Origin of the sequence: Avibacterium sp. 21-594 (assembly GCF_026226815.1) — a bacterium.
GTDB classification, from domain to species: domain Bacteria; phylum Pseudomonadota; class Gammaproteobacteria; order Enterobacterales; family Pasteurellaceae; genus Avibacterium; species Avibacterium avium.
The window spans coordinates 101,223-121,510 of the sequence record NZ_JAKKOC010000001.1; the positions used below are offsets into that span (position 1 = coordinate 101,223).

Below are 20,288 nucleotides of genomic sequence, written 5' to 3' on the forward strand. Positions count from 1 at the left end.
AAATCACATTTTTGCTAAAAATTTATGCGTCAAATAGCTCCCACCAAATTTTTTCGATAAATTGCCGTTCGGTGCGAAATTCCTGATGATTTACCACTGCAGGCAAGCCCAGTAAATTTAACTGATGAATGCGATTGCGTAGGCTGGTGTAGGTATTTTTTAATTGCTCAGAAATTTCAAAATTTAGCACCGCACTTTTATTTGCTTCACTTTGGTTTTCTGTACTTTCATTTTCTGTATTAGGAATTTCCGTCATTGACTCAAAAATCCGCACGTTATCCGACCAAGTGGTTAAGCTCGGGTATTGTGGGGCGTAAGCCAGCACTAAATATTGCGCGATAAATTCAATATCTGTAATGCCGCCTTTATCGGTTTTAATGTTAAATTCATCAGGATTGCTATTGGCAAGGTGTCGATACATTTTCTCGCGCATTGCTTTCACATCTTCCTTGAGTTGCACAAGATCCCGTGGCGCAGCCAGCACCTTGTGGCGAATTTGCTCAAAGCGTTGGCGTAGGGCAGGCTCGCCATAAACCGCACGGCTGCGCACCAAGGCTTGTTTTTCCCACGTCCAAGCTTCATTCAGCTGATAATTTTCAAAAGCACTCAATGAACAGCCGAGCAAGCCCGCATCACCTGAAGGGCGTAGGCGAATATCCACCTCATAAAGCACGCCAGCGCTGGTATTCATACTAAAAATACTGATGATTTTTTGTGCCAGTTTAAGATAAAACTGATTGCTATCAATCACTTTTCTACCGCCTTGGGTTTGCCCTGTTTGGCTGCCGTCAAATAAGAACACCAAATCCAGATCAGATTTATAGCCCAACTCAATGCCACCCAATTTGCCATAGCCAATCACCAAAAAGCCTTTTTCGTCAGGGGCAAGAAACTCTGGCACGCCAAAGCGCGCGCTGACTTGTTGCCAAGCGAGATTGACCACCGCATCAATAATAGCTTCCGCTAAGTAGGTGAGGTGATCGCTGACTTTCATTACAGGTAACGCGCCCAGAATATCCGCCGCTGCCACGCGCAACAAGGTGCTTTGTTTAAATTGGCGCAGGGCGTCAATGAATTGTTCTTCATCATCTTGCGGTAAACGGAGCAAATATTGCTGTAATTCCGCAGGATATTGGTTGAAATGGATAGGGTTGAGCAACGCCTCACGATTTAACAACTCATCAAGCAAAATCGGGTGGCGCGCCACTTGTTGCGCAATCAGTTGCGATTGCGAACACAGTTCAATGAGCTGATTTAGCACTTGTGGATTTTCCACCAGCAATTCTAAATAGGTGGTGCGCGTGAGAATTTTGTCCACAATATCCAACATTCGTGGCAGCAAGGTGTCATAGGCTTGATGCTGGAAAATTTGTGCTAGCAACATTGGCATTAATTGCGCCAATACGCCACGTCCCCTTGTACCGATAGGACGGCGCGCTAGCTCGGTGCGGAACTGAGCAAGGCGTTGTAAGAGCGGTGCATTTTCTTCCAGTTTTATGCCATTTTGTTGCAACATCTGCTGAATGTCTTCATCATTGAGATCCGTTTCTAAAAAATCGTCCCACTGGCTATTTTCTGGCGTGGGCTTATCGTTTTCTTCGCCAATTAATTGAGAAAAAACCGACCGCACTTTGTGTTGGTGAGATTGCAATAACGCATAAAAATCGGCCCAGTTGGTGAGGTGATTTTCCACGATGATTGGTTGTTTTTCATCGTTCCATTGAAGGTAATGTTGTGTCGCAAAAATCAGGCGCTGGCGATCCAGTTCTTTTTCTGGCAAAAGTTGCGTTTGCTTATCATCAATGGCTTGCAACACGTTTTCCACACGGCGTAAAAACACATAGGCTTGTTGCAAATCTTGTTTTTCATTTGGGCTAAGCAGGCCTAATTTTTCTAATTCTGGCAAGAGATTAAGCAGAGAATGCTGCTGCAATTTGATTTCACGACCGCCACGAATTAGCTGGAAAACTTGCACGATAAATTCAATTTCACGAATCCCCCCAGCGCCAAGTTTGATGTTATCCACTAAACCTCGGCGGCGCACTTCTCGCTCAATTTTGCCTTTCATTTCGCGTAACGCTTGAATCACACTGAAATCAATATAACGGCGATAAACAAAAGGGCGGAGTAAATTTTGCAAGTTTTTCACATTCGGATCTTGCGGATCTGCCCCCAAAATTCGCCCTTTGATCATCGCATAGCGTTCCCAATCGCGCCCTTGTTCTTGGTAATATTGCTCTATTGCGGTAAAGCTTAGCGCTAAGGCACCGGCTTCCCCAAAAGGACGTAGGCGCATATCCGTGCGATACACAAAACCATCAGGGGTATATTGATCAAGGGCGTTGATAAGGCGCTGTCCAAGGCGAGTGAAAAACACGCTATTTTCAATGGAACGCCTTGCCCCTTGGGTTTCCCCATTGGCAGGGTAGGTGAAAATGAGATCAATATCAGACGAAAAATTGAGTTCAAATCCGCCTAATTTTCCCATTCCTAAAATATAAAGTTGTTGTGGGTTACCGTGCGCGTCCATTGGCGTTCCCATTTCCGCACAAGCGCGCTGATAAAGCCAATCGCGAGTGGCGATAATAATGGTTTCTGCCAGTTGAGAAAGGCGCACAAAAACCGCTTCTACGGTGGTGAGATTTAGGCTTTGACACAGGCTCAGTTTTGCCATTTCACGGTGGCGAAACAGACGCAGTTGGCGATATAGTTGGGCATCGTCATTAACGCTTTCAAGCAAATCCTGCAAGGCTTGGCGATAATAGTCTGTATTTTCTAAAGTGGGGATCTGCTGCCAACATTGGTGCAAAAAGTGCGGTTGTTTTTTTAAGGTTTCTGCCACAAAATCAGACATTGCAATGCCTTGCGCTAACTTGCCAATCGGGCTTGTGGGATCATTTTTCTGCACAGCAATTTGTGTGTAAATTTCTTCATTATAGTGTTCGGGGAAGTGTTGAATTAAACTCGCTGCCAGTGCTTGCAAGGTATCCTCAAGGTGGGGAACAGAAAATGCCATAGCCTATCCTTATGAATGATTAACTTGTTGCTAACTATAAAGAAATTTTGAGAATTTTTAAACACATAGATTGCATTGGCAACAGAAAATTACTACACTGAAAGCCGAGCTAAAGGCTCAGATTAGTCGGGGTGCTTGATAGCTGAGATCATACCCGTGAACCTGATACAGTTAATACTGACGTAGGAAACTAATTTCTTTGCTGTTTGCGTCAATATTGCTGGTCGTTTTTTATGGAAGGAAACACTATGCAATTCAAAAAATCTTTTTCTCTTACTTTTCTTACCGCACTTTTTAGCACCCACCTTGTGGCGGCGCAAAGCACGGAAAATGTGCAAGTTTACACTTATGATAGCTTTAGCGCAGATTGGGGCGCAGGCCCGAAAGTGAAAGCCTTGTTTGAGCAAGCTCACCCGCAATGTCAGGTAAATTATGTGCCTTTTGATAGCACTGGCGTGATGTTTAACCGCATTCGCCTTGAAGGGAAAAAGAGCAAAGCAGATATTGTGCTAGGCTTAGATCAAACAATGCTTGATGAAGCGAGAAAAACACAATTATTTGCCGAAAATAATGTGCCAACGGAACAACTTTCCTTGCCAGTGAAGTGGCAAGACAAGGTGTTCTTACCTTATGATTTTGGTGCTTATGCCTTTGTTTATCATAAAGAAAAATTACCAAATCCACCAAAAAGCCTAAAAGAATTAGTGGATAACCAACAACTTCGCGTTATTTACCAAGATCCGCGTACCAGTGGCGTGGGGCGTGGGTTAGTGATCTTAATGAATGAAGTTTATGGTGATGATGTGAGCGCAGCGTGGAAAAAACTCGCTAGCCATACCGTTACTGTGGGCAAAGGCTGGTCGGAAACCTATGGCGCATTTTTAAAAGGCGAAGCGGATTTAGTGTTTAGCTATAACACCTCACCGCTTTATCACTTATTAAATGATAAAGATGCCAATTACGCCGCCACAGATTTTGCTGAAGGGCAAGTGTTACAAATTGAAACCGCGGCACGAATGGCAAATCACCCAAATGCTTGTGCAGATACCTTTATGCAATTTTTGATCTCACCACAAGCACAGAGCCAAATTTCACAAAAAAATGTGATGTTTGCCGTAATTGATGAAAAAATTGAACCGCACTTTGATGCCTTAAAACAAGCGCAGCAAAGCAAAACCACCTTGGGTAGTGGCGTCAATGCAGAACAATTAAAACAATGGACGAACACTTGGCAAGCCAGCTTAACACAATAATTCGCCGTAACTTGCAAAAATTCCCCCTGTCTTCAATGGCTGGGGGAATTGGAGTGATTTTGCTGTTAGGCGCATTTTATCTGTTTGCCTTAAGTGCGGTGTTAAATGTTGGCAATGATCATCAATGGACGACACTTTGGCAAGATAGCTATGTACGCCACGTTATCACCTTTAGTTTTGGGCAAGCTTTTTTATCGGCGTTTTTATCTGTACTGGTTGGTCTGTTTTTTGCGCGCGCGTTTTTTTACCAAGATTTCCGTGGCAAGCCACTGATTTTAAAATTATTTTCTCTCACCTTCGTGTTGCCTGCCTTGGTGGCAGTGCTAGGCTTACTTGGGATTTACGGACATTCAGGCTGGCTGGCAAGCTTATTTTCCGCTCTTGAGATTAATTGGAAACCCAATATTTATGGCTTGAGTGGCATTTTAATCGCCCATTTATTTTTTAATATTCCTTTGGCAAGTCGCTTATTTTTGCAGGCGCTTTCAAGCATTCCCAATCAGCAACGGCAGCTCAGTTCACAACTGAATATCCGCGGTTGGCAGTTTATCCGTTTGATCGAATTACCTTACTTACGCCAACAGTTTTTGCCAGCGTTTGCTTTAATTTTTATGCTGTGCTTTACCAGCTTTGCTATTGTGCTAACCCTTGGTGGTGGGCCGGCTTACACCACTTTAGAAGTGGCGATTTATCAAGCCATTTTGTTTGAATTTGATTTGCCGAAAGCTGCAATGCTCGCGTTATTACAATGTGGTTTTTGCGTACTGCTGCTTGCGCTCAGCAGTTTGTTTAACAGCAAAGATCCGAGCCAGCTTAATTTGCGTCATTTTTGGCGAGAAAAACAAACAAGTGCGGTGCAAATTTGGCAAGTTTTTTGTGTCAGCAGCGTGCTGATTTTTCTCTTTTCCCCACTGCTTTATATGGTGGTGTCAGGCTTAGATTGGCAGGCGTGGCAAAAAGTGGCAGCTAACCCCCAGTTATGGCGTGCCTTAGGCTATTCTTTGAGTATCGCGCTATGTTCTGCGTTATTCGCAATTTTATTTTCAATGGCATTGCTTTTTTTGGCTCGCCGTTTAGCTTGGCAACATCATCGCTATTGTGCCAATTTAATTAGTAATATGGGAATGATCGTGCTTGCGATCCCCACCTTGGTGGTGGCGTTGGGGTTGTTTATTCGGTTACAAGCAATGGATTTTCAGCCGTGGCATTTATTGCTAATTGTGGCATTTTGTAATGGCATTTTGGCGATGCCTTTTGTGATCCGCACGCTTTCTGTGCCAATGTATCAAAATATGCAATATGAGCGCCTTTGCCAATCTCTTGGCGTGCAAGGTTGGCAACGCTGGAAATGGGTGGAATGGCAAGCGCTCAACGCCCCAATGCGATATGCTTTCGCCTTGGCTTGTGCTTTATCTTTGGGGGATTTCACCGCCATTGCTTTATTCGGCAATCAAGATTTTATCTCTCTGCCGTACTTGCTCTATCAGCAATTAGGCTCATATCGTATGCAAGAAGCGAGCGTTACCGCCTTGATTTTATTATTGTTATGTGGCGCGTTATTTGTGCTGATTGAGCGTTCACAAAAGCAGGACAAAGATAAAATTTGAAAAAATTGCACCGCACTTTATCTTTGCATTTTGGTATGTTTACCACATTCTTTGGTTTTATGATTTAGGCAATATGATGATTAAACTGGATACTTATTTTCATTACCCCAATCAACCAATGTACTTTAAGCTGCATATCCCCGCAGGACAACGGGCGGCCATTGTGGGGGCGAGTGGGGCAGGTAAAAGCACTTTGCTCAACCTCATTGCAGGATTTGAATTGGCGGACAAAGGGGAAATTTGGCTTAATGGGCAAAATCACACCTTTAGTGCGCCTCATCAACGCCCTGTTTCAATGTTGTTCCAAGAGAATAATTTATTCACCCATTTGACAGTGGCGCAGAACATTGCTTTAGGGCTAAAACCAAGCCTAAATCTTAGTGAGTTAGAAAAAGCTAAAGTAGCAGAAGTGGCAAGTGCGGTGGGATTAGGGGATTTTTTAGATCGCTTGCCTAACGCCCTTTCAGGCGGACAAAAACAACGTGTCGCCTTGGCACGTTGTCTGTTGCGTGATAAACCCATTTTATTGCTTGATGAACCTTTTTCCGCCCTTGATCCCCATTTACGCCAAGAAATGCTGCATTTATTGGATAAGTTATGCCAGCAGAAAAACTTAACCTTGCTTATTGTGACGCATCAACCTGATGAATTAACAGGAAAAATTGATCGCCTTTTGGTGGTTGAAAATGGTAGGATTAGTGATAAACCATTACCCGAATTAAAAATTTAAGTCTAAAATAGACCGCACTTTTTACAACAAGGATAATTTATGACAACCACAAACATTCAAATTCCCTCTTTAACACCGCACCCAACGTTGGAATACTGGTCAGTGTGTAAAGTGGAAGCTTTATTTGAAACGCCTTTTTTAGATCTTGTGTTCCGTGCTGCACAGGTTCATCGTGAGAATTTCAATCCGCGCGCGATCCAGCTTTCCACCTTGATGTCGATTAAAACTGGTGGCTGCCCAGAGGATTGTGGTTATTGTCCGCAATCGGCGCGTTATCAAACTGGCGTGCAAAATCAGCAACTGATTGATGTTGATGAAATTGTAGAAAAGGCGAAAGTGGCAAAATCTCGTGGCGCAAGCCGTTTCTGTATGGGCGCGGCGTGGCGTGGGCCAAAGCCAAAAGACATTGAAAAAATTACTACCATTATCAAAGCGGTGAAAGCACTTGGCTTAGAAACCTGCGGCACATTTGGCTTATTGCAAGACGGAATGGCAGAAGATCTGAAAGAAGCTGGGCTAGATTATTACAACCATAATATCGACACTGCGCCAGAACATTACGAAAAAATCATCGGTACACGCCAATTTGATGATCGCATTAACACCCTTGGCAAAGTGCGTAAAGCTGGCTTAAAAGTCTGCTGTGGTGGGATTGTTGGAATGGACGAAACCCGCAAAGAGCGTGCGGCCTTTATTGCTAGCCTTGCCAATCTTGATCCACAACCAGAATCTGTGCCAATCAACCAATTAGTAAAAGTGGAAGGCACGCCATTGGCAGAAGCGGCAGAATTAGATTGGACAGAATTTGTTCGCACTATCGCCGTTGCGCGTATCGTAATGCCAAAAAGCTATGTGCGTTTATCCGCAGGCCGTCAAGGAATGTCGGAAGAAATGCAAGCAATGTGCTTTATGGCGGGCGCAAACTCCATTTTCTACGGTGATAAATTACTGGTTACCGAAAATCCAGAAGAAGACGGCGATCAACTGCTTATGGCAAAACTTGATCTTGAGCCAGAGACGGAAGAAAATCGTTCAGTAAAAGAAGAAAGCCCTTTGTTCAAAGAAGTAGAGTAATCATCAGCTAAAATCGCTTAGCTTTGTTATCGAAGTTATTGAAGGACTAAGTTTATAAAGAAAACTTAGTCCTTTTTTTGAATTGAATGAGCTTAATTAAGAAAGCTATTTAGTCAGTGCTTTTAGGGTTTTAAGCTAGGAATATATTCCGCAAGGCCCTTGATGTCATTTTCACTTAAGCGAGATTTTGCCGCGTTGCCTGCACCAACAATTTCGCCCGCTTTGCGTTTTTCAAGTGCGGTGATAATTTCTTCTGTTTTTAGGCTGTTGATGATGGCAGATTGATTTAATGCAGAGCGTTCGCCTTGTTTGCCGTGGCACATTGCGCAAGAGCGGTTAAAGATTTTTTGGCTATGTTCGAGCATTTCTGCACTTTGATTGGCCAAGCCAGATAACGGTAAGGCGGAAAGTAAAAGTAGAGTAAAGGTTTTTTTCATTATGGATCCTTAAATAATGCGAGTAATTTTGACTCAGAAATTAAGCCTTCAAATTTATAAAGGATTTTGCCTGTGGGATCAAGTACAAAAGATGTCGGTGTGCCAACCAGTTGATAACGCTCAGCGGTGATGTTGAGCTGATCTTTCACGATGGGCAAAATAAGCTGATTTTTCACCGCACTTTTTTGTGTATCGCCACGTTCGCCGTCAATATTAATGGCAAGGATTTGCAGATTATCAGGGTATTTTTCAGCTAGTTGCTGCAATTGTTTAAGTTCTACAATGCAAATACCGCAGGTTTCAGACCAAAAATTCAGTAATAATTTCTTGCCAGCAAATTGTTGCAATTCTATTTTTTGCCCTTGCAGATTAAAGACGGCTAAATCAGGGGCCTGGCTGCCAATATTGGCGGACTGTTCTTTGCAAGAAATCAGCGAAAAAATCACCGCACTTATTAGGCTCGTTAAAGCCATTTTTTTGTATAAATAAGCCAGTTTCATTCTGTTCCTTAGCCATTAATTTCTTCGCGCAAAAATTTTCCGTGTTGTAGGAAAATGGTGCGGTTGGTGAGCTTACCCAGTTCGGGATTATGCGTTACCATCACGATAGTTCGGCCTTGCTGATTGAGTTCGGTGAGCAAAGCTAGCACCAGTTTTTCATTTTTTTCATCAAGGTTGCCAGTGGGTTCATCAGCGAAAATCACTGGGGGCTGATTGACCAGAGCGCGGGCGATACAAACCCGTTGCTGTTCGCCACCCGAAAGCTGGCTTGGGCGGTGATCAAAACGGTGTGCTAGTCCCACTTGCGCTAATACTGCTTTGGCAGCTTCTTCATCGACAACGCTGTGATAATGCTGCGCCAGCATCACATTTTCCAATGCGGTCAAGTAAGGGATTAAATGGAATTGTTGGAATACCAAGCCGATTTTTTCTGCACGAAAGCGTTGGCGGCCAATTTCATCGAGCTGTGCGGCGTCCACGCCATCTAAAATCACTTTGCCCTCGCTTGCCGTATCAAGCCCCGTGAGAATGTTCATCAGTGTAGTTTTGCCTGATCCTGATGCTCCCATTATGGCAACAAATTCCCCCTCAGCGATTTGGATATTAATGTCTTCAAGGGCGGTTACTTGCCCAAAGCGTTTATATAAATGTTGGGTTTCAATAACGTATTTTTCCATTTTATTCGCCTTTTAAAACGTTGGCTGTTTGAATTTCTAAAGCGCGGCGCGTTGGCACAATCACGGCAACAAAAGCCACGGTAAGCGAGAGCAGAATCGTGATTGGAATCACAGGCAAGCGCAAATCAATATAGGCTTTAAACACGGTGATACCGAGAATTTGTGCCAGCAAATATCCTAAGATTAGCCCCACGACAATAGCGCAAAATGCGATGAGTAAAATTTCTGTGCCAATTTGCTTAATAATATCTTGCTGTTTTGCGCCTAAGGCTTTTTGCAGCGCAAATTCTTTCGCCCGTTCGCCCACAATGGCAATTAAGGTGGTGTTCACGCAAAGGGTGGCGAGAATTAAAATCACCACTGAAATCAAGCCCATTAAGCCTTTGATTTTATCCAAAATTTGCCCTTCTGAGGCAGACACTTTGAGAATTGGGCGAATGGCAAGATCAGGATAGCGCTGTTGTAATTGTTGGGCGAATTGGCTGACTTGCCCTTGATCATTTTTCACATTGAGAAGCGCATTGGTGATTAAGCCTGTTTTATCTAGCCATTGTTGGGCAAATTCAAGATTGACAATCAGCATATTGTCCGTGGCATCACCACTTTCTACAATAGCTTTAATGGTGAAGTGGTGCTTTTCTGCCCCTTTGTTCAAGGTGATTTTATCGCCAAGATTAAGGTTTAACCGTTGGGCAAGGGATTTGCCGATCATCGCGTTGCGATCATCAAAATTCACGCCAATGGGGGATCCTGTGATTTGCCAATAAGGGGAAAGGGTTCGCATTGCATCAAACCACACGCCCATTATCACCACTTTTTCTAAATCTGCTCGTGCCACGCCATAAAGGTAAGGGCTGGCGGCCGTAATTAAGCCTTGCGGTGCTTGGCAGAGAATTTGGTTAAAGTCTTTTTCGTTCATCAAGCCACTGCTGTTTGAACCGATGTAAAAATTGGCCCCAAAGGTGCGTAGTTCTTGGCTCATTTTTGTGTTGATGTCGAAATACACCGCGGCCATTGCGGTAACAATACTGGCACCAACGGTAAGTGCCGCGAAAATAATCATCACCCGTTGCAAGCGCAAGCGTAACGCATTGATAATTAAACGCCAAAACATTGTGCGTGCGTTGATTGAATGGGCGTTATTGGCGGCCATACAACACCTCCACAGGATAAAGCTGGGCAATGCGATGAGCAGGGAACCAAGTGCCGATTAAGGCAATGATCATTGACAGCACCAACACGCAAGGCACCACGATCCAAGCAAAATCTAAAGGCGAGCCGAATAGGGTAATGCCGATAAATTTGGCCAGCCCCCAACCTGCTACGCAACCAAGCGCACCACCGAGCAGCGCGCTGATAATGGCTTCGCAATAAAACAGTAAGACAATTTGCCATTGGTAAGCGCCAAGAGCTTTCATCAAGCCAATTTCTTTACTCCGTTCGATAATGGTGGTGGTCATCAGCGAAGCAATCCCCATCGCCGCAGCGACTAATGCCGCCACGGTTACTACGGCAAGCAAGAGCTGGATTTTTTCAATCACCACGCCCTCAGAGGCGGCGACTTGCCAGATTGGACGCACCACTGCTCCCGAAATCGCCTCTTCTAATTGATGTGAAATAGAGGAAACATAGGCGGTACAATACCAGCGGTCATATTCCTCCGCGGCGAGTGCGTCAGGGTTATCCCGTGCTTTGCGGGACAACTTATTTTCTGGCACGGTGAGAGCAGAAACCTTGATACCTTGCACCTTGCCCGATAAATTGAGTAAATTTTGCACCGCACTTAAGGGCAGCACGATCTGCTGTTCTTCCGTGCCACCGGTGCTTAAAATTCCTACAATATGAAGATGAAGCTGGCGTTGCGTTTCGCCTTCGTGATAATTTAGCTGAATTTGATCACCGATTTTCCACTGCGTGCGATTGGCTAATTGGTTACCTAAAAGTGCAGGGATATTTTCGCCAATATTTTTCTGACTATCGTCCACCCATTGGCCTTGCACTTTCCAGTAAGGGCTAATAATGCGTTGCCCGGTGTGGTAGTCATCTTCATCAGGAATGGCAATGGGGCGATCGAAAAACGTGCCTAAAATGCTGATATTATGGGTATTGTTCTGCGTTAGATTTTTGCCTTCCACTTCTGCGCTAAGCAGTGGCGCAAAGCCCACAATGTTATTACGCCAGAAAATATCTTTCACATTAGGCAATTCTTTTTCATCTAAAAAATCCTGTGTGGAAAGGCTGTTTCCGCCGTTAATTTCTGCGGAAAGCACCGCACTGCTGGCAGGTTCGATCAAAATATTCGCGCCATAGGATTTCAGCTCGCGCGCCATTTTATCGCCAATATCAATGGACACCGCAAGCAGGGCAGAAACCAGCCCTGCGGCGAGAAAAATAGTCATAATGGCGAGCAATTTGCGTTTTAAACCGTGCCGCCAAGATTGCAATAACATTCGACTGAGCATTAGGGATTTTCCTCTTTCGCCACATAATCTTCAGGGTGATCGCGGAAAGCATTGAGATTTTGTTCGTTGGCAAAGAAATAGGTTTTGCCCGCATAATTATATTTATGCTCCGCTGTAGTATTTTTCAATGTTGTGCCGTCCACAGGATCTTTCACAGTTAATTCCACAATGGTGGAAAAATAGTTTAAGCCGTCTTCAAGGCTTTTTTTGCTGATGATCACTTCGCTGTCCGTTTGCTGCCAATCTTCAATCGGCACGGGGTTACAGCCGCCTGGTTTGCCGATAGACGGAATAAACATTCGCACGCCACAGCCCACACAAACCACTTGATCCCCTTCCATTACATAGCCTTGATCACCGCATAAAATGCAAGCGTCAAACACCGCGGCTAGGCTGAGATTTTTGCTCGAGCGGTTGATCAGGAAAAAACGCACCGCTTTGCCGTCACTAGCGATCCACACAAAACGGTGTAGCTTGCCATCTTTCACTTCTTCAATCGGAATATGAATGCGGTTTTGTTTATCGAGCGTAACAGGTTTTGCTTCAGAAAGTTGCGGTGGGCGAGAAGCGATTTGATCCCAATAAAGTTGCGCAGAAACAATGCTCAATAAGGCGATGCTTCCCCAAAAAAGCGTGCGTTGGCTGGTTTGTAATAGGGCTAATTTTTTCCGTTTTTCAATGGGTTGCAGCGTATTGTTTACCACAGTTTTATTGGCAGAATGGATTTTAAGCGCAAATAAAATCAGGCTTAATACGGTAAGTGCGGCGATAAAATAATTGCTATAACTGATTAAATTGCTGGATTTTGCCACGAAACTTAATCGCGCTTTGGTGAGATCAATCACTTGTAATTTCATCAAGCCAAGTAATACTTCACCGATTAAAGGCAAGAGTAAAAATAGAGTAGTGAGCGAAATCAGCAAAAAGGGAAGTGCGGTGCATTTTTTCGCTGTTTTCGTTTGTTTTAATAAAAGATAAAGCCAAGATGCAAATAAAAAGCAAAAAATTAGGGCAAAAATCACCGCACTTAGGTGCAAGATAAAATCCGTGTTAATCACGTCCGTGTTGGTAATGGCGGAAATATTCGGATCGCGCGCCCATAGCACACCTGCGGCAAAACAAAGCACAAATTGGCAAAAATAAGCGAGTTTGTTTGAACGGACAAAATGAGCAAGATAAAACAGCGCAAAAATCGCTATTAAGAAAATACTTAGCCCCAGTTTCACTGGTGGAGAAGCAGGCAGTTGCAAATAACCCAGCGCCCCACAACTCAGCCCCAGCAGAGAAAGCCAAAGGATTCGCTTTAAATGAAAGTTGTCATATTTCAGCCAATTTACGCCTAATAACAAAGCAATCGGCAAGACAGATTGAAGGAAAAAAACGAAGTAGTAGTTCATAGTTTTTTAATTTATATCATTCTGTGGTTTTCGGGCGGACACATAGGTCCGCCCCTTGTATATTAAAATTAATATAAAATAGCAACAAAACCCCGTTATCTGCATCTCGAGTCCGCCCCAGGCAACAAACCGAGTTGTAGCAATGAGAGCAGATAACATTTCACCAAAAAACCGAACAGTTGCCAGACTTAAACCCGAATGCAAGGCAGGTTAATGATGAATGAACAAACTTATTGTGGTATTGATGTTGCTAAACGTCATTTCGTTATTGGGCTTTCTAACCAAAAACGAACAAAGACCGAAACCAACAACCCGAAAGGGATTGCGCATACCATTGAGTATTTACGTCGTTTCAGTGTGGACTTAATTGTCCTTGAAAGCACCGGTGGGCTTGAACTTCCATTAGCTAAAGCACTCCACCGCGCAGGCTTTCGTGTGGTGATTGCCAACCCGCGACAAACCAATCAGTTTGCGATGTCGCAGTCACTAGCAAAAACCGACAATAAAGACGCCAAAATGTTGGCTTTTTACGCCCAGATGCTCGCAATGCGTGATAATGTAGCGCAACAGCTTTACATACCACCGACTCCCGAGCAAGAACAGCTTGAAGCCCTTGTTTCACGCCGTAATCAGCTTGTTGAAATGCGTTCCGCGGAGAAAAACCGCCTTGAACAAGTCCATTCCACACAACGACTCAGTGTTGAGCAGCATATCGACTATCTCTGTCTGCGTATTGATGAGCTGGATAGTGAAATCGAACAGCATCTCAAACATTTTGACGATACAATAAAAAAGTTTAAAGACATCAAAGGGTTAGGCACACAAACGATAGCCGTTTTGATGTCAATGTTGCCTGAGTTAGGTCAATATACACATAAACAAATTGCTTCGCTTGTTGGCGTTGCGCCACATCCGAAAGAAAGCGGTGACACCAAATGGAAAAGCCGCTGTTCAGGTGGTCGCAAAGCCGTGCGAAATGCACTGTATATGGCCACATTTGTTTGCGTGCGTTTTGAGCCTAAACTCAAACAATTTTACGAACGTTTACGCGCTAATGGTAAGGCGTTCAAAGTGGCGATTAACGCCTGTATGCGTAAGCTTCTAACCATTTTAAATGCGATTGTCCGCGATGGCTCGCAATGGGACGCTCACGCGCTTTAATTAACGAATTTGTATTTTTGCTTTTTAGCGGAATACAGTTGCTACGGGTTATAGAACTCGATTAGTATCATTCCGTAAATTACTGGTAGGGGCGAACCTGTGTGTTCGCCCGTCTAAATCCCGTAATCAATTTTGAAATAAGCTATCATTACTCCAATTATAGGGATTGTATTCAATATATTCAGCAATTTCGAGATAGGATTTTTCATTCCTTATAATATGCTCATAATAGCTTCTCTGCCAAAGTTTGTGGTCAAATGGTTTCCAATGGTTGTTTTTGACATTTTTTATGTAATTGTTGGTTGTCATTGTTTTAAACCATTGCACAATGGTAGGAATACTGTATTCTAGTTGTTCTTTGATATATAAAATAAAGTGAATATGATTTGGCATTACGATATATTCTAAACATTCTATATTAGGAAATTTCTTTTCAAGTTCTAAATACCAATGTTGGATCATTTTTCCAGCATCATTCATTAGCATTTTATAGTTTTCAATATTACCAAATAAGCATTCTTTATTGTGAGTGCAAACCGTAATAAAGTAGAGTCCTATTTGTGAATAATCATAATGCTGTAGTCGGATTATTTTTCGTTTTGGCTTTTCCGTTACATTAGTCATTTTATTCAATATAAATTCATTTTTACAGTTTAAGGAGTATCTAGTTACGGGCGGACACATAGGTCCGCCCCTACGGGTTATGGAATTCAATTAATATCATTCCGTTTTTTGGGCGGACACATAGCTCCGCCACTTGTATATTAAAATTAATATAAAATAGCAACAAAACCCCGTTATCTGCATCTCGAGTCCGCCCCAGGCAACAAACCGAGTTGTAGCAATGAGAGCAGATAACATTTCACCAAAAAACCGAACAGTTGCCAGACTTAAACCCGAATGCAAGGCAGGTTAATGATGAATGAACAAACTTATTGTGGTATTGATGTTGCTAAACGTCATTTCGTTATTGGGCTTTCTAACCAAAAACGAACAAAGACCGAAACCAACAACCCGAAAGGGATTGCGCATACCATTGAGTATTTACGTCGTTTCAGTGTGGACTTAATTGTCCTTGAAAGCACCGGTGGGCTTGAACTTCCATTAGCTAAAGCACTCCACCGCGCAGGCTTTCGTGTGGTGATTGCCAACCCGCGACAAACCAATCAGTTTGCGATGTCGCAGTCACTAGCAAAAACCGACAATAAAGACGCCAAAATGTTGGCTTTTTACGCCCAGATGCTCGCAATGCGTGATAATGTAGCGCAACAGCTTTACATACCACCGACTCCCGAGCAAGAACAGCTTGAAGCCCTTGTTTCACGCCGTAATCAGCTTGTTGAAATGCGTTCCGCGGAGAAAAACCGCCTTGAACAAGTCCATTCCACACAACGACTCAGTGTTGAGCAGCATATCGACTATCTCTGTCTGCGTATTGATGAGCTGGATAGTGAAATCGAACAGCATCTCAAACATTTTGACGATACAATAAAAAAGTTTAAAGACATCAAAGGGTTAGGCACACAAACGATAGCCGTTTTGATGTCAATGTTGCCTGAGTTAGGTCAATATACACATAAACAAATTTTCGCTTGTTGGCGTTGCGCCACATCCGAAAGAAAGCGGTGACACCAAATGGAAAAGCCGCTGTTCAGGTGGTCGCAAAGCCGTGCGAAATGCACTGTATATGGCCACATTTGTTTGCGTGCGTTTTGAGCCTAAACTCAAACAATTTTACGAACGTTTACGCGCTAATGGTAAGGCGTTCAAAGTGGCGATTAACGCCTGTATGCGTAAGCTTCTAACCATTTTAAATGCGATTGTCCGCGATGGCTCGCAATGGGACGCTCACGCGCTTTAATTAACGAATTTGTATTTTTGCTTTTTAGCGGAATACAGTTGCTACGGGGTATGGAACTCAATTAGTATCATTCCGTAAATTACTGGTAGGGGCGGACCTATGTGTCCGCCCGCATGCTAGATAAATTGCAGATTATTTCAACCCAGTAAATTTAAACTCATAGCTTACATCAAAAGGTTTCCACCAACGGCCTACGCCTGTTTCGCTGTCGGTGTGGCGGTGCATACCCGCTTTTGATGGGGGATCGATGTGGTAGGTGACTTTGTAGTTACCCACGCCCATCATTTTTACGTTTGCGCCATAATGTGGGCCATCGCCTGCGACCATTGGCATAAAGGTGCCTTCTTGTTTTTCACCAGTGTCGGTGTTTACCAAGGTGTAGGCGATGGTTAAATATGGCATCCACTCGCCTTCGCCAAAGCCGTTGTCGTTGCCTTTAGTGGCGTGAATATCTGCTTCAAGGTGAATGTCAGAGTCTTTCGCAGATAAGCCCATTCCACGCGGTTCCATATCGATAGGTTGTAAATAAACGGCAGCAATTTCCATACCATTCATTGTTACCGCTTCACCAATTGGGTATTCTTTGAAGGCAAGGGCTGAAGGGGCAGTTAAAATTCCTGCTAATAAAGTCGCTGCAACGAATGTTTTTTTCATAGGAACTCCTAGTTATTAAAGGTTAAAAATCAATATTAAGCCTGTTTTTTGCTTTGGTGTTTCATATAGAACAAAGCGAAAACGGCTGCGATAAGTAAAATAGCCTGAGGCGTTAGGGTTTCAATGTAAGGATAAATGCCGAGCCACGAAATTTCTGGCACATTGGCAACCAGTGTTGGCTCAAACAGTTTTCCTTCAATCAGTTCTAGCACCGATTTTCCTGCGAAAATAAATGCCATTAAATACATAAAAGAACCAGTAAACATAAAGAACGGTTTCAGTGGCAACTTCACCACGGAATAACGCATAATCACATAGCAAATCGCAAGAACCACAACGCCTGCCACAATACCAGCGAATAAATACACATAGCTCATCGCGTTAGTGGCATCGCTAACCAGTGCATAATAGAACAACACGGTTTCTGCACCCTCGCGGTACACCGCAAGGAAACTGGTGATCCATAAACCAATGAGCGATCCAGTACTGAGCGCGGCGGACAGTTTGCCTTCTAAATAGCGTTTCCAGTTTTGCGCTTCCACTTTGGAAAGCAGCCAATAGCTCATCATAAAGAGCATTACTACCGCAATCATCATCGTGAAACCTTCGAGTAATTCGCGGCTTGCCCCTGAATTAGAGAATACTAGTTGGAAAATAGCCGCGGTGATAACACTGGCAATCAACGCCACATAGACCGATTGTTTAATTACTGGCAATTTATCTTGATGATTATTTTTCACTAAATAAGCCACAATCGCAGCCACAATCAGCAAGGCTTCTAAGCCTTCACGCAGCATAATTAGGAAACTATAAAGGAACATTGCCCAATCGCTTTGCTGGTTGCCTTGCAACATTTCCACCGCTTTATTTAGGTTTTGTGCTAAGCCTTGTGCTTGTTGATGCAGTTGTTCAGCGGGCTGATTGGCTTTCATTAGGCTCACTAAGCGGGTGAAATAGCCCTCAATTTCTGTTTTAAAATTGCTATCACGCGAGCCGATTTTGTTTTCCATTCCGCTATTTTCAAAAATATCGAAATAAGTATCTTGCACCGCAAGCATCGCTTTTTTGTTTTCGCCCTTTTCAAACAGGGCAATGGCATTTTTGATCCCCGCATTAACCTGAGTTGCCACCTCACTCCAGTTTTGCTTATCAGAAAAATCTTGCGAATTTTGCACCGCACTTTGCGTTGTTGCCTGTGCCGCTTTGGTGGTTGGCAGTTGCGGGAGCTGTTCTTCAATATCTTGTAACAGCGTGGTGATTTGGTAACCTAAGGCATTAATTTGCTCAGGTTGTTCGCTTAATTTGATGAGATCGTAAAATTGTTGGTTAATGCTGGCAGAAATGGCGGAAGAACGATTTTTACGAATGGACATTTCCATTTCGCTGTTTTTATATCCATCATACTGCGCTTGCTGCACCAATTTTTTCGCTTGTGCAAAATCACCTTTTTGGTAAGTGCTGATGGCTTGGGCGAGTAGATCATCAATGGTTCTGAAACTTTCTTGCCAGTAAGGATCAATTTCAGCGTGCTGATAAACATCGTGTTGATTGGACGCATTGAGTTGATGACCTTGCTCTAAAACAGGTAAGACTAACTGCAGATCTTGTTTTAGTTGGGCAATTTTATCCTGCACTTCTGCTAAGGGTTTTTCTTCCCCGATCATTTTGCGGATCTCGCCAAAGGTGGCTTCCATTTGATAGCTTTTTTGTGCGGAAAAGTTAATGCGGATTGGCCCTTCTAAGTTTTCAAATACTTCAAAATAGGCCATTTGCACTTCTGTGCGTGCATCATCAATTTGCTTTTCTTGGTAAAGCTGAGCGGTTTTATCAAGACGGTTTTCAATGTCTTGCACCCATTGTTGATAGTCTGAGCCGTAAGCAGACAGGCTAATTAGCAAGAAACTGGAAAAAATAAAGAAAGTGCGGTGTAAAATTCGCTGAAAAAATTGCAACATCATCTCGAATCTTAATCTAAATAAAAGTTATTCTTATTTGCTCATTATCCACTCATTTGTTGATTAATCAAGCGAATTTATTAAAAAATGGCAATAAAAAAGGTATGAAATGAACATTCCATACCTAATTATGCGTTAGATCAAATTACTTATGAAAATAACTAAAATGATCAATGGCACGACATATTTCACATAATTAAACCAAATTTTTGTGAAAGTCGAATTTGGGTTGTTGGAAAGTTCTTTTTTCGCTTCGTCTTTAAGCACAAAGCCCACGAAAATGGCGCAACCAAGTGCGGTGAGTAAAAAGAGAATATTTCCGCTCACATAATCAAAGGCATCGAAAATGCTTTTGCCGAAGAAAGTGTAATCTTTCAGTAAGTTATCGCTCAAAATAGAAGGAATATTACCGAGCAAGAAAATGCCACCAAGGGTTAAGGCAATGGCTTTACCGCGACGCATTCTGAGCTTTTCTTGAAGTGCGGTGATAATCACTTCATAAATAGTAATAGAAGTGGTTAGCGCGGCGATCAATAATAAACTAAAGAATATAATAGCGAAAATGCGACCCGCCCATAAATGCGAGAATACGATAGGTAAACTTTGGAATACTAGGGTAGGGCCAGAATTGGGTTCAATGCCAAAGCTAAATAAAGACGGAAAAATCATAAAGCCCGCTAAAACCGCAATAACAGTGTTGGTAAACCCTGTGATTACAGCGGTTTGCACTAAGTTTTCTTCCTTGCTCAGATAGCTTGAAAGGGTGATTAGCACACCAAAACCTAAACTCAGAGCAAAGAAAACTTGGCCTAGCACCATAATAAATAACTGTGGTGTAATTTTAGAAAAATCAGGTTTGAGATAATAAATAATCCCTTCCGCCGCACCGGGTAAAGTGATGTTGCGGATCACCATTCCAATTAAAAACACAAACAGCAATGGCATTAAATATTTCACCGAACGCTCAATACCACCGATAATCCCTTTAGCTAAAATCACATAGTTGATGGCCACAAAAATAAAGGTGTACAGGGCGATTTGAAGCGGGCTATTACTGATGCTTTGTTCATAGAAGGTTTTGGCATAGTCTTTGCTGATGGTGCTAGAAATATCCAGACTGCCAGAAATCAGGCTGATAATATAATTCATCACCCAGCCACCTAATACCATATAATAAGCCATAATGCCGAAGGCACCGAGTAAGCCCATATAACCAATAATTTTCCAGTAGTTAGAATGTGGTTTTGCTGTGAGTTTATCGGCAAAAGCATCAATTGAATTGACGCGTAAACGGCGACCGATAACATTTTCAACTAAAATCATTGGAATACCAATCACAATCATTGCAATACAAAATAGCAGAACATAAGCACCGCCACCATTTTGCCCAACTAAATAGGGAAAGCGCCAGGTTGCACCAAAGCCTACCGTTGCGCCTGCTACAGTCATAATATAGGTCAGTCGGTTTGACCAAGTTTGTCTTTCAATTTTTTGTGTTGTCATA

At 43.0% G+C, this 20,288-nt stretch carries 16 protein-coding genes, 1 pseudogene and 1 riboswitch; of the genes and pseudogenes, 6 read left to right on the forward strand and 11 right to left on the reverse strand.

All coding sequences use genetic code 11. The features are described 5' to 3' along the window. Positions 1-22: 22 nt before the first annotated feature. Entirely contained in the window at positions 23-3,016 is a 2,994-nt protein-coding gene (gene glnE, locus L5B76_RS00475; protein WP_265753825.1) for a bifunctional [glutamate--ammonia ligase]-adenylyl-L-tyrosine phosphorylase/[glutamate--ammonia-ligase] adenylyltransferase, read from the reverse strand. A 117-nt stretch (positions 3,017-3,133) separates the two neighbouring features. Further along, a riboswitch (TPP riboswitch) is annotated at positions 3,134-3,222 on the forward strand. A 42-nt stretch (positions 3,223-3,264) separates the two neighbouring features. On the opposite strand from glnE, the gene thiB reads away from it, so the two are divergent. The 4 genes from thiB to bioB all read left to right on the forward strand — a co-directional run bounded on the left by thiB (position 3,265) and on the right by bioB (position 7,680). Then, complete coding sequence (thiB, locus tag L5B76_RS00480; protein WP_265753826.1) at positions 3,265-4,269, forward strand: thiamine ABC transporter substrate binding subunit; 1,005 nt, start codon at positions 3,265-3,267, stop codon at positions 4,267-4,269. A gap of 35 nt (positions 4,270-4,304) precedes the next feature. Next, entirely contained in the window at positions 4,305-5,876 is a 1,572-nt protein-coding gene (thiP, locus tag L5B76_RS00485; protein WP_265755496.1) for a thiamine/thiamine pyrophosphate ABC transporter permease ThiP, read from the forward strand. A 76-nt stretch (positions 5,877-5,952) separates the two neighbouring features. Continuing rightward, positions 5,953-6,606 (forward strand): thiamine ABC transporter ATP-binding protein, encoded by a 654-nt coding sequence (gene thiQ, locus L5B76_RS00490; protein ID WP_265753827.1) that lies wholly within the window; start codon positions 5,953-5,955, stop codon positions 6,604-6,606. Between the two features lie 39 nt (positions 6,607-6,645). Then, positions 6,646-7,680, forward strand: a complete 1,035-nt coding sequence (gene bioB / locus L5B76_RS00495; protein ID WP_265753828.1) for a biotin synthase BioB — start codon at positions 6,646-6,648, stop codon at positions 7,678-7,680. A gap of 122 nt (positions 7,681-7,802) precedes the next feature. Here the strand turns inward: bioB and L5B76_RS00500 are convergent, their stop codons facing one another. From L5B76_RS00500 to L5B76_RS00525, 6 genes are read right to left on the reverse strand one after another with little or no spacing between them, the layout of a single operon-like run. After that, positions 7,803-8,117 carry a c-type cytochrome gene (locus L5B76_RS00500; protein WP_115249579.1) on the reverse strand — a complete coding sequence of 105 codons (315 nt, stop codon included), beginning with the start codon at positions 8,115-8,117 and terminating at the stop codon, positions 7,803-7,805. Further along, positions 8,117-8,617 carry a TlpA family protein disulfide reductase gene (locus tag L5B76_RS00505; protein WP_265753829.1) on the reverse strand — a complete coding sequence of 167 codons (501 nt, stop codon included), beginning with the start codon at positions 8,615-8,617 and terminating at the stop codon, positions 8,117-8,119. The genes L5B76_RS00500 and L5B76_RS00505 overlap by 1 nt, the downstream gene beginning before the upstream one ends. A gap of 8 nt (positions 8,618-8,625) precedes the next feature. Further along, on the reverse strand, positions 8,626-9,294 hold the full coding sequence (locus tag L5B76_RS00510) for an ABC transporter ATP-binding protein (RefSeq protein ID WP_265753830.1): 669 nt from the start codon (positions 9,292-9,294) through the stop codon (positions 8,626-8,628). A 1-nt stretch (position 9,295) separates the two neighbouring features. Further along, on the reverse strand, positions 9,296-10,408 hold the full coding sequence (locus L5B76_RS00515) for an ABC transporter permease (protein ID WP_265755497.1): 1,113 nt from the start codon (positions 10,406-10,408) through the stop codon (positions 9,296-9,298). 25 nt (positions 10,409-10,433) lie between these two features. Beyond that, positions 10,434-11,756, reverse strand: a complete 1,323-nt coding sequence (locus tag L5B76_RS00520) for an ABC transporter permease (protein ID WP_265753831.1) — start codon at positions 11,754-11,756, stop codon at positions 10,434-10,436. Then, positions 11,756-13,153: a Fe-S-containing protein gene (locus L5B76_RS00525; RefSeq protein WP_265753832.1), complete on the reverse strand. Its 1,398-nt coding sequence runs from the start codon at positions 13,151-13,153 to the stop codon at positions 11,756-11,758. Before L5B76_RS00525 ends, L5B76_RS00520 begins: the two co-directional genes overlap by 1 nt. A 213-nt stretch (positions 13,154-13,366) precedes the next feature. On the opposite strand from L5B76_RS00525, the gene L5B76_RS00530 reads away from it, so the two are divergent. Next, the gene (locus tag L5B76_RS00530; RefSeq protein ID WP_265753833.1) at positions 13,367-14,314 is read left to right on the forward strand and encodes a transposase; all 948 of its coding nucleotides are present in this window, start codon (positions 13,367-13,369) and stop codon (positions 14,312-14,314) included. Positions 14,315-14,440: 126 nt separating this feature from the next. On the opposite strand, the gene L5B76_RS00535 is transcribed toward L5B76_RS00530, so the two are convergent. Beyond that, positions 14,441-14,938: a transposase gene (locus L5B76_RS00535; protein ID WP_265753834.1), complete on the reverse strand. Its 498-nt coding sequence runs from the start codon at positions 14,936-14,938 to the stop codon at positions 14,441-14,443. A 291-nt stretch (positions 14,939-15,229) separates the two neighbouring features. Between L5B76_RS00535 and L5B76_RS00540 the strand changes: the two are divergent. Further along, positions 15,230-16,175, forward strand: a pseudogene (locus L5B76_RS00540) (IS110 family transposase). Positions 16,176-16,307: 132 nt separating this feature from the next. On the opposite strand, the gene L5B76_RS00545 reads toward L5B76_RS00540, so the two are convergent. The 3 genes from L5B76_RS00545 to L5B76_RS00555 all read right to left on the reverse strand — a co-directional run bounded on the left by L5B76_RS00545 (position 16,308) and on the right by L5B76_RS00555 (position 20,287). Continuing rightward, the gene (locus tag L5B76_RS00545; protein ID WP_017805905.1) at positions 16,308-16,829 is read right to left on the reverse strand and encodes an iron transporter; all 522 of its coding nucleotides are present in this window, start codon (positions 16,827-16,829) and stop codon (positions 16,308-16,310) included. Between the two features lie 35 nt (positions 16,830-16,864). After that, positions 16,865-18,784, reverse strand: coding sequence for an FTR1 family iron permease (locus tag L5B76_RS00550; RefSeq protein ID WP_442780786.1), 1,920 nt, complete (start codon positions 18,782-18,784; stop codon positions 16,865-16,867). Between the two features lie 135 nt (positions 18,785-18,919). Continuing rightward, a complete protein-coding gene (locus tag L5B76_RS00555; RefSeq protein ID WP_265753836.1) occupies positions 18,920-20,287 on the reverse strand; it encodes a sodium-dependent transporter in 1,368 nt (455 codons plus the stop codon). Between the last annotated feature and the right edge of the window lies 1 nt (position 20,288).